The 13,960-nt window shown below is 56.8% G+C and carries 11 protein-coding genes; 10 read left to right on the top strand and 1 reads right to left on the bottom strand.

Translation table 11 applies throughout. The features are described 5' to 3' along the window. The first annotated feature begins 1 nt into the window (after position 1). From B2A78_RS09805 to B2A78_RS09795, 3 genes are all read left to right on the top strand, one after another. Positions 2-577 (top strand): YggT family protein, encoded by a 576-nt coding sequence (locus tag B2A78_RS09805; RefSeq protein ID WP_077729820.1) that lies wholly within the window; start codon positions 2-4, stop codon positions 575-577. A 1-nt stretch (position 578) separates the two neighbouring features. Next, entirely contained in the window at positions 579-878 is a 300-nt protein-coding gene (locus B2A78_RS09800; RefSeq protein ID WP_077729819.1) for a DUF167 family protein, read from the top strand. 82 nt (positions 879-960) lie between these two features. After that, entirely contained in the window at positions 961-2,946 is a 1,986-nt protein-coding gene (locus tag B2A78_RS09795) for a dynamin family protein (RefSeq protein WP_077729818.1), read from the top strand. Here B2A78_RS09795 and trmB read toward each other — a convergent pair. Beyond that, complete coding sequence (trmB, locus tag B2A78_RS09790) at positions 2,943-3,560, bottom strand: tRNA (guanosine(46)-N7)-methyltransferase TrmB (protein ID WP_240502469.1); 618 nt, start codon at positions 3,558-3,560, stop codon at positions 2,943-2,945. The two genes, B2A78_RS09795 and trmB, sit on opposite strands and share 4 nt — an antisense overlap. 299 nt (positions 3,561-3,859) lie before the next feature. Between trmB and B2A78_RS09785 the strand changes: the two genes are divergently transcribed. The 7 genes from B2A78_RS09785 to B2A78_RS09755 all read left to right on the top strand — a co-directional run bounded on the left by B2A78_RS09785 (position 3,860) and on the right by B2A78_RS09755 (position 13,694). Continuing rightward, positions 3,860-5,287 (top strand): hypothetical protein, encoded by a 1,428-nt coding sequence (locus tag B2A78_RS09785; protein ID WP_077729816.1) that lies wholly within the window; start codon positions 3,860-3,862, stop codon positions 5,285-5,287. A 1,518-nt stretch (positions 5,288-6,805) separates the two neighbouring features. Continuing rightward, entirely contained in the window at positions 6,806-7,081 is a 276-nt protein-coding gene (locus B2A78_RS09780) for a hypothetical protein (RefSeq protein ID WP_077729815.1), read from the top strand. Positions 7,082-7,618: 537 nt separating this feature from the next. Next, complete coding sequence (locus tag B2A78_RS09775) at positions 7,619-8,098, top strand: formate dehydrogenase subunit gamma (RefSeq protein WP_077729814.1); 480 nt, start codon at positions 7,619-7,621, stop codon at positions 8,096-8,098. Beyond that, positions 8,095-9,645 carry an NADH-quinone oxidoreductase subunit NuoF gene (locus B2A78_RS09770; RefSeq protein ID WP_077729813.1) on the top strand — a complete coding sequence of 517 codons (1,551 nt, stop codon included), beginning with the start codon at positions 8,095-8,097 and terminating at the stop codon, positions 9,643-9,645. The genes B2A78_RS09775 and B2A78_RS09770 overlap by 4 nt, the downstream gene beginning before the upstream one ends. Before the next feature lie 72 nt (positions 9,646-9,717). Continuing rightward, positions 9,718-12,564: a formate dehydrogenase subunit alpha gene (fdhF, locus tag B2A78_RS09765; protein ID WP_077729812.1), complete on the top strand. Its 2,847-nt coding sequence runs from the start codon at positions 9,718-9,720 to the stop codon at positions 12,562-12,564. Between the two features lie 9 nt (positions 12,565-12,573). Further along, on the top strand, positions 12,574-13,404 hold the full coding sequence (fdhD, locus tag B2A78_RS09760; protein ID WP_077729811.1) for a formate dehydrogenase accessory sulfurtransferase FdhD: 831 nt from the start codon (positions 12,574-12,576) through the stop codon (positions 13,402-13,404). A 44-nt stretch (positions 13,405-13,448) separates the two neighbouring features. Next, positions 13,449-13,694, top strand: coding sequence for a formate dehydrogenase subunit delta (locus B2A78_RS09755; protein ID WP_077729810.1), 246 nt, complete (start codon positions 13,449-13,451; stop codon positions 13,692-13,694). Positions 13,695-13,960 lie beyond the last annotated feature (266 nt).

Genomic DNA, 13,960 nt, shown 5'->3' with positions numbered 1-13,960 from the left:
GATGTCTCCGGATTTTCTGGTGAATCCCGCTGTTTTTCTGATCGATACGCTCTTCAGCCTTTATATATTCGCGATACTGCTGCGGTTCTTGTTTCAGTGGGTCGATGCGGATTACTACAATCCGATTTCCCAGTTCTTGATCAAGATCACGCACCCGCCGCTTCGCATGTTCCGCCGCTTTATTCCGTCCGTCGGCCGCGTCGACACGGCTTCGCTCGTCTTGATGCTGGGGCTGCAAATGCTGAGCGGCTATCTGATATTCGTGCTTCAGGATACGCGGATCACATTTGCGGCATTGAGTCTGTGGGCTGTCGTGCAGCTCTTGGATTTGCTGTTCAATGTCTATTTTTTCGCCATCATCATCCGTGCGGTCCTGAGTTGGGTCAGTCCAGGGAGCTATAACCCCGCGGTTTCCCTCCTTTACAGCCTTACCGAGCCGCTGCTTCGCTTCAGCCGTCGGCTTTTGCCGCCGATAGGGGGTATCGATCTCTCGCCGTTGATCCCCTTGATCGGCATACAACTCGCCAAAATGCTTGTGCTGCCCCCGCTGCAGCAACTCACGAATCTGCTGAACTGACTTGAGCGATTGGTATACCTGGGACGGCCAGGCACTGGTGCTGAACGTCCACGTACAACCTCGCGCCGGTAAGGACGAGATTGCGGGTTTGCATGGCGATCGGCTCAAGATCCGCATCAAAGCGCCGCCTGTCGACGGCAAAGCAAACCGTTATCTAATCGACTTCCTGGCAGACGTTTTCGGCGTCGCCAAACGCGATGTGGTTTTGCTGGCCGGTGAAACCGGCCGGGATAAGCGGTTCAAAATCTGCTCTCCAAAACGCTGGCCGGCATGGTGGGCAGAGCTCTCGAAAATGGACTGAATTTTGAATTGGTCTAAACTTCATCCCAACTGTCCCCAGAATTGCACTTTATTCCACTAGACGATCGGGTCGAGAGTCGGAGATGAGCATCATTCATTTAGAAGACAAGCTGCGAGGCTACGGCCAGTGGCGTGAGCAACTGAGCCAGGCGGTTGAGCGATATCGTTCCTGGCTTGATCAGCATGAATTGAACAGCGATGCCGTAAATGAAACTCTTCTGGGCATGCTCGACAGCTTGCGCGCGGATCGTATTGTGCTTGCCTTCGCCGCCGAATTTTCGCGAGGCAAGACCGAGCTCATTAACGCTTTGTTTTTCTCGGATACCGGTGTTCGGCTTTTGCCATCATCTCCCGGAAGAACAACCATGTGTCCGACGGAGATCTTTTACGACCCCGAAGGCGGTGCCTATATCCGACTCTTGGCGATCGAGAGCCGTCTGAACCAGGCATCGCTCAGCGAATACAAGCGACACCCGCAGAGTTGGATGCAGATCGAATTGGATTGCACCTCGCCGGTGCAAATGCAGGAAGCATTTCAAGAGCTGACCGCAACCAAGCGTGTGCCGCTCGAAGAAGCGAAGCAGCTCGGTCTGTACAACGAAGATCTTCATCCGGGACAGGTGGTGGCGCCGGAGACCGTCGAGATTCCGTGCTGGCGTCACGCATTGATCAGTTTTCCGCATTACCTCTTAAAGGAAGGCCTTACCATTCTGGACACACCCGGTCTCAACGCACTCGGGGCGGAACCCGAGTTGACCTTGCACATGCTGCCCAGCGCTCAAGCGGTTATCTTCGTACTTGCAGCGGATACCGGGGTTACCAAGAGCGATCTGGATATGTGGTGCAACCATGTTCGGGGTTCCCGCCAGGGCCAGCAGAAAAGAAGCGGTCTGGCGGTGGTCATGAACAAGATCGATTCGATGTGGGGGGATTTGCACGGAGACGACGTCATCGAGAAATCGATTCGCGCCCAAATCGACTCAGTTGCCAGAACTTTGGAAGTCGACGCGAGCTCGATTTTTCCCTTGACCGCCAAACAGGCTTTGCTTGCCAAAGTGAAGGGCGACCAAGAACTCCTGGAAAAAAGCCGTCTCCATCTTTTTGAGAGTTTCTTGGCCGAAAAAGTGGTAAAGGAGAGGCAGAATCTGCTGATGACGTCGGTCACCGAGAGGATCGGCCATTTGGTTACCGAATCGACCGGTGTACTGCAGGCCCATATAGCGGATGCCGAGCGCCAGATCAACGATCTCCGCAATGTCGATGTCAATAATCGGGACAAGATCAAGCAGCTGATGACCGAGACCCGAGACCAGCAAAATGCTTATTTGGCCAGCGTAAACCAATTTCAGGCGAGCCGACGGGTGTTCGCGGTGCAGGCCAAGGCTTTGGTCGAGTCCCTGGCGCCGGAAAGCATCGATGAGATTATCAAGCGAACTCGGCGGCAGATGGCCGGAAGTCTGACGACGATCGGGATGAAATCGGTCATGGCGGGAGTGCTCGAGGAGTTGAACGGCGTGCTTGTCAAAGCCGTGTCGATCTCTGAGGAAAGTCGAAAACTGGTGAAAGGGATATACGGAAAATTCCAGGAGGAATATGGCTTTGCCGATCTCAAGGCGCCGTCGCTCTCGCTCAAGAAATATCAGGCCGAACTGGAGCGGGTATTCAAGGAAGGGGAGGCTTTCAGAGACAGTGCTTCGTCAACCTTGATGGAGCAGAGCATGGTTGTGGTAAAGCTTTATACAACGGTTGTCGCCCGCGCCCGAGAGCTTTTTCTGCACGCACACAAGGATGCGGTGGGTTGGTCCGGCATGGCCCTTACGCCGCTTATCCATCAAATTCGGGATCATAAACGCGTAATCGAAAGCAAGCTGGACGTATTGCGCAAGATCAACGAATCCAGTCACTCCTTGGATCAGGAGATCGCCGCGCTCACCCAGGCTTTGGAGCCGCTCCGTCGGCAATACGATGAACTCCTGGCCATACGGCAAGCGATGCAGCTGGATGACGTACAGCCAGAGGTCGAGGCGGAGGAAGAGCCGTTCCAACCCGCGGAAGCAGTGGCCGGCTAAAGATCGTCTGCTCGCCGGATAAAAATCAAATCCCATACGCCGTGTCCGAGCTCTTGTCCGCGGCGTTCGAATTTGGTCAACGCTCTGTGCGTCGGGCGAGGGGAAAACTTGCTCCCGCCTGCGGTGTTTTCAAGACGATCGCAATGTTCGAGCACGTCCAGCATGTGCTGAGCATAATCTTCCCAGTCCGTGGCGGCATGAAAATAGCCACCGTACTTGAGCTTCCGCGCTACGAGGCTGATAAATTCCGGGTTGACCAGTCGGCGCTTGTGGTGGCGCTTTTTGGGCCACGGATCCGGGAAAAACAAGTTCACGCCCGAAAGGCTTCCGTCAGCGATCTGATTTGTCAGGATGTCGACAGCGTCGGCGCAAAAAATACGCACATTATTTAGTTCGCGTTCGTTTAGGCGCGCCAGCAACTGCGCGACGCCAGGTCGGTGGACTTCTACGCCTATGAAGTTGGTCTGCGGCTGGTTGCCGGCGAGTTGTGCCAGAGTTTCGCCGTTACCGAAGCCGATTTCGACGACCAGAGGCGCGCCCCGGCCGAAAATCGCCTCGAAATCGGGGGGCGTATCGGCGACATTTAGTCCATAGATGGGCCAAAGAGCCTCCATGGCTCTCCGTTGCGCTACGGTGAATCGACCTTGGCGGAGAGTGAAGCTGCGGATGGAACGGTGGTGCGAATCACTGTCTTGGACCGAGTTGTTCGAGCCGGAATTAACGGACGCGTTTAGGCTGTCGTTCATGGGCAGGATGCCTGATTTCGAATTTGTTCGGAAGTGCGGAACCGAAAAGATGGAAGAACTCGACCGACTATTTTAGCGGAGCCGGCCTCGACTCATGCTCCTGTTCCGCCGCATAAATAGGTGAGAATTATAAAATGGTATCCATGCTTGACGGACCAAAAAATACGATGGATTTTCCGGTATTAATCGAACTTTATCGGTCGACATTCGTAGGCGTCATTCAAGATCGCTTTCGCTACATGTTGGACGATTTGAATCTAGCGACGGCTGTTCAAAACATCGAAAGCTTCGATTCGACATTACAGGATCATCTTGCCGACGTGTGGACAACTCTTCACCTTGATCAAGAGGTCGTTTCGGAAAGTCTTAGCCAGGAATTGCTGGGTTCGTTTGCGCGTTTTTCGGATCAACAGGATGCCGGCAAGCAGAACTCTAGCGCGGACGCCGGTGACCGTGCATGGCAGACCGGCCAAATACCAGGCTATCGGCGGACATTTGCGGTGGACGAGCATCTGGCCCGCAGGGTTCGGGACGTCGAACTCCAACACGGTCAAAGTATTCGTCGTCTCGATGAAACTTATGCCGAGGTAGTCGGCCGAGCGCTTGATTCATTACCGGCCACACCCTGGAGCCCCGTCGCGATATTGGATGCGTTGTCAGCGGTTCTCGATCGGATCGAGGTTCCGATTCATCAAAAAGTGCGCCTAGTATTGTACGAAAAATTCATCAAAGACGTTCTGAGACACCTTGGCGAAGCATGCCTCGCATTTCGGCATGCTTTGAACGAACACAAAAGTAAAAGTGACGCGCGCGGCACGTCAGCCCGTGCGAAGGAGTTGAAGCCGCCGTTCGCCGGCAGAATTGTGCCCGAGGAAAAGGCGATTTGGGATGCGGTCGGTTACGGGGCTGGCCCGATAAGCCCAAGCCCAAAGAAGCGCGGCGAAACCGAATATGAGGAGGAAACGGCTACCGCGCCGGCGGAGTGCCGTGAGGGTGGGTCTCAAAAGCCATGGTTCCGCCGTTACGCTCACGTGCTTGCTTCTTTGCTCCTGACCATATTGCTTGCGACCGCGGCTTGGCAGCTGGGTACACGGTTTGCCGAGCATCGGCACGGACGTGTCGCGCAAGACGAAGCTCGCCGGCAGACCGAATCGGCGAGCTTGGATGAAAAAGCCCTGCTTCGGGAGAGTACGTCGACTAGCATCGGCGAAGGGATCACGCCGCCGGATGGTTCATCGCCCGAACTCACCAAGGAAGAATCCGTGCAGCCCCCGACCGGTTCCGACACGCGTGCGAAATACGAAATCCTACGCGCGATCGAGCTGACGGATTTTAGCTGGACTTTAGATCCAGCAGACAAAACGATGTTGTTCGATTTTTCTATCAAGAACGGCAGTGAACGGCGAATCAGCGGAATCGAAGTGGTTTGTCTTCAGTATTCCAAGGATCTGGAGCTTTTGGAGCCTCTAAAAGCCGTATTATCGGGAACGATCGAACCGAACACGACTCGAACCTTTTTGCAAATTCCTGCGGGACTTGCGAATGACAGCGTCGGTCGGGTCAGTTGTGTGATTCCGGACGTAAACCTGGAATAAGTGTTTGTGTCCGACAGCCAACTGAAAGCAGCCTCAGTTCTACTATTCGCATGCAGTCTACCGAACAGCTCATCTTGCAGTGGTAAAATGGTCCGGGATGGACGTTTGAGATGCAGCAATCGTTGATGGCCACGTCGCTTTTTGCGCGTCCGGTGCTAATTCCAACGTTCTGTCACGAAAGGCACATCTGTGGATAACGTGCGCCTGTGGATGAGAAGCCTTCAGTGAGCGGTAGCGGTGGCATAGCGCCACTGGGGCGGAAGCGTTTGAATTCCCCCGCCGGCGGCAGGCTGAATCGCTACGGTCGCTTGTAAGTATCCGAACGATTGCGAGCAGTCGTCGACCGTTTCCTGCTCGCAATCATCCGGGCTTGTTCGCATTGTTTCCAGTGAGCGGACGAGAAAGCTTCTCGTTTAAGGTGTCGTATTGCTTTCTGGCGATGGGGGCGGCGTGACGGGCACCACTTCCGTTTGGTTCGGTTTAGGCAGATCGGAATCTGGGGCCGGAGTCGGAGCGGTTAACTCCTTTGGCGGCATGCTGGGTTGTTGCTCGGATCGCTCGCATCCCATCAGCAACAAGGGTAGAGCCAAGAAAATAGGGTGTGCTGTCCTAAGTAGTTGCCGTACTTTCATAAGTGTCTCCCAAAGTTATCGAGGGTAGAGAATTTAGGCTTGTCGACTTGGCCTAAGCGATAACCAGCAAAACCTATGCCAGATCTAATTGGGAGGGCATGGCCGACATGGATAGGAAATCCATAAATGCAAGGTACGGGTGCGAGACCCGAGTTACCGCGGCGTTGATCGAAAAGAACTGCCGCTGATCACCAGAGACTTTAGCTGTGGGGCCGGTGGTGGATGGAGGCGCCTCGTTTGTGGAAATGACGCCACTGCACGACGTCCGCTGTCGGGGGGGCGGTTTCAGCGCGAACCGCCAACCGGTGCTCAAGCCGCAGCCGAGGGAAATCCATCGGCAATGGGGGAAACCGGTCGTTCCATGCCGATTGCGTAGTCATACTTTTAGGAACCCCGGTTCCCAACGGCAGCGGAGAATTGGCAACAGGTATTCCCCTCGCGCGGGGGCGCAGGGCCGATTTTGTGCGCTCGACCAGTTCCGAGTAATGGTCAAATTTTGCCGGCCCGTCAACTTTCGAGCATAACTCCCAGTTCCAACTGGGCCAAGAGTCGGACGTAGTTCTGCGATGTTCGACACCTGGTACAGAGGAGGCTTTATGAGGCGGCTCCCCTCGTTTCCGGCGGCTTTTTTACAATCCCCCGGCCTTTTGAAGGCCTTTCGACGCGCCCGCTTTCATTGTTCCCACAGGCACCCGAGTTGAATCTTGTGTCCATCCACAATCGCTCTGTGACTGTAGTCGCAGAACGACGGTTTTCGTGAAGAATATCCGAAGTTCGCCATATTATTTCCAATAATCATAAAGTTGTTGCATTGGCCCTGGTCTTGCTTGGAGGTGTCGTTGTGGCTCCGACCATACTGCCTCTAACCATCAAAAGGAGTGTATCCATGGCTACAAAATCTACGTTGAGCCTTCTGGCCGCTGTTGTTTCGCTATCCTTCGGTACGGCCTACGCGTTCCGCGACGCGGGCGACCCCGCGGTGCCCGGCGCCACCACTCCCCAGCCCGAGGAACAGTCAACTGAGAGATCGCTAACCAAGAAAGACGCCCTGGCCAATGGGGTCCCGGAGGAGATATTCAACATGGCTGACACGAACAAGGATGACAAGCTCGATGCCGAGGAAATCACCGCGTATAACGAGAAAGTAAGCAAGAAGCGCTGAGCTTCGGGGCGATAAGACGGCCGGGGCACCTGGACCCCGGCCGTCTTGTTTCAATCAGATCCTCCACACTCGCGGAACCTCGCTTTGTGCCGAACCGGTCGGTAAAAGACCAAGGTCATAATCGGCTTAATTTCGATGTCCGTGTCACCAGGGGTAGTAATCGTAATTCAATACTAAGCCGCAACTCGACTGCATCGGTCGAATCGGTCTCACCGATACCGCGCCTTCTCCATGTAGCCATATTACTCGGGCTGCACTGCGCGTTCCGATACGAACAGCGCTCGGGTGAGTACCCGCGACCTTAATCCAAACGCCTTCCTCTGTCCTGATCGCGTTTCATGACCGCCAACGAGGTTGTTGCTTTGCTGAAAAGCTTAGCAATTTAGTCAAGAAAGATATTGCAAAGCGACAACGAGCCTTTAAAATGTGCATATAGATGCATAAATTACTTTACTTTCTAAGTAGTGAGAGGGAATGGCGATTATCGAAGTTTGTGCGATTTCCACCCATTCTTAGAGGTAGTTGAGCGAGGGGCAAATGACAGAACACGAATGGGATCGGGAACACGTGCAGGAAATTATCCGCTGTGATAAGGATAAACCTGGTGCATTGTTGCCGATTCTGCACGGCATTCAAGACGCATTAGGGTATGTGCCACCGGACAGCATCCCGCTGATCGCAGGGGAACTGAACCTTTCGCGCGCCGAAGTGCACGGCGTCATCAGCTTTTACCACTATTTCCGTAGCACGCCGCCGGGCAAGCGCACCATCTATCTGTGCCGGGCCGAATCCTGCCAAGCGATGGGTTCCGAGGCACTGGAAACTCATGCCAAGCAGCGGCTGAATATCGATTACCACGAAACGACCGGCGACGGGGCTTTCAGCCTGGAGCCCGTATATTGTCTCGGCAACTGCGCGTGTTCGCCATCGATCATGATCGATAAAGACGTATACGGACGCGTGACGTCCGAGACGTTCGACGAGATTATTGAAAATATGCAGGTTGATGCGCAATGACGACCGTTTACGTTTCTCGAGACTCCAGCGCGCTTTCCCTCGGCGCCGAGCAGGTCGCCGCCGCCATTCGGGCCGAAGCGGCCAAACGAAATATCGCTATCGATTTGGTTCGTAACGGCTCCCGTGGCATGTATTGGCTGGAGCCCCTGGTAGAAGTGGCTACCGAGGAAGGCCGGATAGCCTATGGGCCCGTGCGTATCGGCGACGTGCCTTCCTTATTCGAGGCGGGTTTTCTTCAGGGCGGTTCGCATTCCCTTTGCCTTGGGCCGACCGATGCCATTCCTTATTTCAAGAATCAGGAAAGGCTGACCTTTGCCCGCGTCGGGATCACCGATCCGGTCAGCCTGGACGACTATCTGGGTCATCAGGGCTTTCGCGGCCTACGCCGCGCTTTGGACATGGAGCCCTCTGCCATCGTTGACGAGGTCACCACCTCGGGGCTACGCGGACGCGGCGGTGCGGCTTTTCCGACCGGCATCAAATGGCGCACGGTGTTGAATACGGCATCGGACATAAAATACATCGTCTGCAACGCCGACGAGGGCGACTCGGGCACTTTCTCCGACCGCATGATCATGGAAGGGGACCCGTTAGTTCTGATCGAGGGCATGACCATCGCCGGGCTCGCGGTGGGTGCAACCCAGGGTTACATTTATCTGCGCGTCGAATATCCCCATGCCCATCGTGCGCTGAACGAGGCCATCGACACTGCGTATCGGTCCGGTTACCTCGGAAAAGACATTCTGGGCAGCGGCAAGAGCTTCGATCTGGAAGTTCGTTTGGGCGCCGGAGCATATGTGTGCGGCGAGGAAACCTCGCTTCTCGAGAGCCTCGAAGGCAAGCGGGGACTGGTCCGCTTCAAGCCGCCGCTGCCGGCCATCGAAGGGCTGTTCGGACGGCCGACCGTCATCAACAACGTCATTTCGCTGGCTTCGGTGCCGATCATTCTCGACAAGGGCGGCGAATACTACCGTGATTTCGGCATGGGCCGCTCGCGCGGCACGCTGCCGATTCAATTGGCGGGCAACATCAAGCATCCGGGGTTGATCGAGAAGGCTTTCGGTATCACCTTACGGGAAATCCTTTACGACTATGGCGGCGGTTCCGCCACCGGAAGGCCGATTCGCGCGGTACAGGTCGGCGGGCCTTTGGGCGCGTACCTGCCGGAATCCCAGTTCGATACGCCGCTGGACTACGAAGCGTTTTCCGCCATTTGGGCGGTGCTCGGCCACGGCGGCGTGGTGGCCTTCGACGACACCGTCGACATGGCCAAGATGGCCCGCTACGGCATGGAATTCTGCGCGATCGAGTCCTGCGGCAAGTGTACGCCCTGCCGAATCGGGTCGACTCGCGGCATAGAAGTAATCGACAAGATCATTGAAGGCGTAGACCGGGAGAAAAACCTAGCGCTCCTCCGGGATCTTTCCGATACCCTCCTCAATGGATCGCTTTGTGCGTTGGGCGGCATGACGCCGTACCCGGTGTTGAGCGCTCTCAACCATTTTCCCGAGGATTTCGGCATTTCCACGGCAGACAAAGCTGCTTAGAAATAGGGTGCGTCGCCCGCCCCGAATGCTTTGCGGTGCGCATTGCGCATCTTACGACTCAGGAGTCATCCCATGGCACTACGTGATAACGACTTCGGCACCCCCCCAAGCCAATCCGACAAGCTGGTCACCTTGGAAATTGACGGCTTCAGCGTGACCGTGCCCGAGGGCACATCGGTTCTCAGAGCGGCGGCCAGCATCGGCATCCAGATCCCGAAACTGTGCGCCACGGATAGCCTGGAACCTTTCGGTTCCTGCCGCTTATGCCTGGTGCAAATCGAGGGCGGACGAGGGCTGCCCGCGTCCTGCACCACGCCGGTGGCGGAAGGCATGAAGGTCTGCACCCAGAACGAGCGATTGGCCAAAGTCCGCCGCGGGGTGATGGAGCTGTACATTTCGGACCATCCGCTGGATTGCCTCACCTGCTCCGCCAATGGCAATTGCGAATTGCAGGATATGGCCGGCGCGGTGGGCCTCAGGGAAGTGCGTTATGGCTACGAGGGCGAGAACCATCTGAAGGCCGAAAAGGACACCAGCAACCCCTATTTTGCCTTCGATCCGGCCAAGTGCATCGTCTGCTCCCGTTGCGTGCGTGCCTGCGAAGAAGTGCAGGGTACCTTCGCCTTGACCCTGGACGGCCGGGGCTTCGACTCCAAGGTTTCGCCCGGGCAGAACCAGGCCTTCATGGAGTCCGAATGCGTTTCTTGCGGGGCCTGTGTACAGGCGTGTCCGACTGCGACGCTGATGGAAAAGTCCGTAATCGAGAAGGGCCAGCCGGAACACAGCATTGTCACCACCTGCGCCTATTGCGGCGTGGGTTGCTCGTTCAAGGCGGAAATGAAGGGAGCCGAGGTGGTGCGCATGGTGCCCAACCAGGATGGTCACGCCAATCACGGCCATTCCTGCGTCAAGGGACGTTTCGCCTTCGGCTATGCGACCCACAAGGATCGCATTACGACGCCCATGATTCGGAAAAGCATCAACGATCCATGGCAGGTCGTATCCTGGGAAGAAGCGATAAACTATGCCGCATCCGAGTTCAAGCGTATTCAGGCCCAGTACGGTCGCTATTCCGTGGGCGCCTTGACTTCCAGCCGTTGCACCAATGAGGAGACCTACCTGGTGCAGAAGCTGGTGCGCGCGGCTTTCGGCAACAATAACGTCGACACCTGCGCCCGGGTCTGCCACTCGCCCACCGGCTATGGCCTCAAGCAGACCTTGGGCGAGTCGGCCGGGACCCAGACTTTCGATTCGGTCATGAAGGCCGACGTCATCATGGTGATAGGCGCCAATCCCACCGATGGCCATCCGGTGTTCGGCTCGATGATGAAGCGCCGTATCCGCGAAGGCGCCAAGCTGATCGTGGCGGACCCGCGCGACATCGATCTGGTGAGATCCGCGCATGTGAAGGCCGATTACCATCTGAAACTGCGCCCCGGTACCAATGTGGCGCTGATCAACGCCTTGGCCCACGTGATTGTTACTGAAGGCCTTTCAAACGACGCTTTCGCACTGGAGCGCTGCGAAACGGCCTCTTACGAGAAGTGGAAGTCCTTCGTCAGCGAAGAGCGCAACTCGCCTGAAGCGAGCGAATCGGTGACCGGCGTTCCGCCAGCGACGGTGCGCGCCGCGGCGAGGCTCTACGCCACCGGCGGCAATGCCGCGATTTACTACGGCCTCGGCGTTACCGAACACAGCCAGGGTTCCACCACAGTGATCGGCATCGCCAATTTGGCCATGGCGACCGGCAATATCGGACGGGAAGGCGTGGGCGTGAACCCCTTGCGCGGCCAGAACAACGTGCAGGGTTCCTGCGACATGGGTTCGTTCCCGCACGAATTCCCCGGCTATCGCCACGTTTCCGATTTCGAAACCCGCGCCCAGTTCGAATCGGCGTGGGGCGTAACCCTGGAATCCGAGCCGGGCTTGCGCATCCCCAATATGTTCGGCGCCGCGCTGGACGGAAGCTTCAAGGGGCTGTATTGCGAGGGTGAAGATATCGCGCAGTCCGATCCGGATACCCAGCATGTCCATGCCGCCCTCCGGGCCATGGAATGCGTGGTGGTGCAGGACTTATTCTTGAACGAAACTGCGAAGTTCGCCCACGTGTTTCTGCCGGGCGCGTCGTTCCTGGAAAAGAACGGCACTTTCACCAATGCCGAACGGCGTATTTCCCCAGTCAGGAAAGTCATGCCGCCTTTGGCCGGCTACGAGGACTGGGAAGTAACCCAGTTGCTGTCGAATGCCTTGGGTTACCCCATGAACTATTCGCACCCGTCCGAGATTATGGACGAGATCGCGCGGCTGGTGCCGACTTTCACGGGCGTCAGCTTCGCCAAGCTCGACGAACTGGGCAGCGTGCAATGGCCGTGCAACGAGAAAGCACCGATCGGTACGCCGACCATGCACATTGACCAGTTCGTGCGCGGCAAAGGACGCTTCATGCTGACGGAATACGTGCCGACCCAGGAACGGACCAGCAGCCGTTATCCGCTGATCCTTACTACCGGCCGCATCCTGTCCCAATATAACGTGGGTGCGCAGACCCGCCGCACCATGAATTCGGTCTGGCATTCGGAGGATCGTCTGGAAATCCATCCGCACGATGCGGAACAACGCGGTATCAAGGACGGCGACTGGGTAGGCATCAAGAGCCGTTCGGGCGAAACCGTACTGAGAGCCACCCTCACCGAACGGGTGCAGCCGGGCGTAGTGTATACCACTTTCCACTTTCCGGAATCGGGCGCCAATGTCATTACTACAGACAATTCCGACTGGGCGACCAATTGCCCTGAGTACAAGGTGACGGCGGTGCAAGTCACCAAAGTTTCCGGCCCCTCGGAATGGCAGCGCCGGTACCAGGAGTTCTCGGAGGAACAGTTGGCGTTGCTCGAGCAACGTACATCGGCCACCGGTTGAGACTGCGAGATGGCCGTTCTCGCCTCCGAATTGGGGTGGCCCAGTTATCGAGTCAGTCCGGTTGAGCGCTGGCATGGCGATAAACATGCCAATCAGGACGACTGTATCGCCGAGGAAGCTCCGATTGCCTTGATGTATAACGGCGAATCGCATGCCGTCATGCTGGCGACGCCTTTGGATCTGGAGGATTTCGCTCTGGGGTTCAGCCTTACTGAGGCTATCGTCGCGTCGCCGGGCGAGGTGGAGTCGATAAAGGTTTACCAGCGTTCCGAGGGAATCGAGGTGCGCCTACGCATTCCGGAGGCGCGTTGCGCGGGTGCCGCGGAGAAAGGGCGCAATCTCGCCGGACGGACCGGCTGCGGGCTTTGCGGTGCGCGCACGCTCCAACAGGCCATGCGCCGGCCGGGTCCGGTAGGGCAGGGTGTGCAAGTGTCGGCGCCGGAATTGATTCGGGTGCTCGCCGAACTCTCGGAGCATCAAAGGTTAAACCGTATCACCGGGGCGGTACACGCGGCGGCTTGGGCCGTGCCGGGACAAGGCATACAGTGGGTTCGCGAGGATATCGGCCGACATAATGCGCTGGACAAGCTTATCGGCGCGCTGGCGCGGCAAGGTGTCGATTTCGGCAGTGGCTTCGTGGTGGTAACCAGCCGGGCCAGTTATGAGATGGTGCAGAAATGCGCGTCCGTCGGCATCGGTTTTCTGGCCGCGATCTCAGCGCCTACCGGACTCGCGGTGCGCTTGGCCGAAGATGCGGGGGTCACGCTGGTCGGATTTGCCCGTGGCGACAAGCATGTGGTTTACGCAAATCCGCAACGCCTGCTGCACAGCAAGGCCTGAGCGCTTAACGCCGCCAAGCCTTCAACCTCTCAAACAAGAAGATCATGAATATCGAAAATCTGGTAAAAATGGCCAATGACATCGGCAATTTTTTTAATGCCGAGCCGGACCGATCCGTTGCGATACATGGCATCGCCGATCACATCCGGAGATTCTGGGACCCTAGAATGCGTAAGGCCATCATCGCTCACCATCGGGAAGGCGGGATCGGTCTGAGTGAATTGCCGCGAGCAGCTGTCGCCGAACTGGCGGATGAAACCGTATCGCTGAAGGAATCCGGCGACGGCTGAAGCTAGCCGATTGTTAATCAGGCCTGTAAATGCTTTTCTGGCATTTCGGGCCGCCGTCCAAGCCGGTTTACACGCTTAGAGCGTTTTTCATCCCGGTGTACGGATTCGTGTGGGGCGGGAAGAACGTAGGTCGGCAATCCCTTCCCAATCGCAAACGGTCGCTTTAGTCGCGACCCTTCCAATCGCAAACGGACCTTTAGTCGGTCCCTTCCAATCGCAAACGGCATCTCTGGGAGCGCCAGAGCTGCCCTTCCGACAAAGCCCTT

Origin of the sequence: Methylocaldum sp. 14B, from assembly GCF_002005105.1 — a bacterium.
Lineage (GTDB): Bacteria > Pseudomonadota > Gammaproteobacteria > Methylococcales > Methylococcaceae > Methylocaldum.
The sequence above is the reverse complement of the archived record's forward strand: the minus strand, read 5'-3'. Positions and strand labels throughout refer to the sequence as shown.

Bases quoted from the DNA above. Each gene is read 5' to 3' on its own strand.
- B2A78_RS09780 (WP_077729815.1), top strand. From the start codon at position 6,806: ATGGCTACAAAATCTACGTTGAGCCTTCTGGCCGCTGTTGTTTCGCTA.
- B2A78_RS09805 (WP_077729820.1), top strand. From the start codon at position 2: ATGTCTCCGGATTTTCTGGTGAATCCCGCTGTTTTTCTGATCGATACG.
- B2A78_RS09775 (WP_077729814.1), top strand. From the start codon at position 7,619: ATGACAGAACACGAATGGGATCGGGAACACGTGCAGGAAATTATCCGC.
- B2A78_RS09785 (WP_077729816.1), top strand. From the start codon at position 3,860: ATGGATTTTCCGGTATTAATCGAACTTTATCGGTCGACATTCGTAGGC.
- trmB (WP_240502469.1), bottom strand. From the start codon at position 3,560: ATGGAGGCTCTTTGGCCCATCTATGGACTAAATGTCGCCGATACGCCC.
- B2A78_RS09795 (WP_077729818.1), top strand. From the start codon at position 961: ATGAGCATCATTCATTTAGAAGACAAGCTGCGAGGCTACGGCCAGTGG.
- fdhF (WP_077729812.1), top strand. From the start codon at position 9,718: ATGGCACTACGTGATAACGACTTCGGCACCCCCCCAAGCCAATCCGAC.
- B2A78_RS09755 (WP_077729810.1), top strand. From the start codon at position 13,449: ATGAATATCGAAAATCTGGTAAAAATGGCCAATGACATCGGCAATTTT.
- fdhD (WP_077729811.1), top strand. From the start codon at position 12,574: ATGGCCGTTCTCGCCTCCGAATTGGGGTGGCCCAGTTATCGAGTCAGT.
- B2A78_RS09770 (WP_077729813.1), top strand. From the start codon at position 8,095: ATGACGACCGTTTACGTTTCTCGAGACTCCAGCGCGCTTTCCCTCGGC.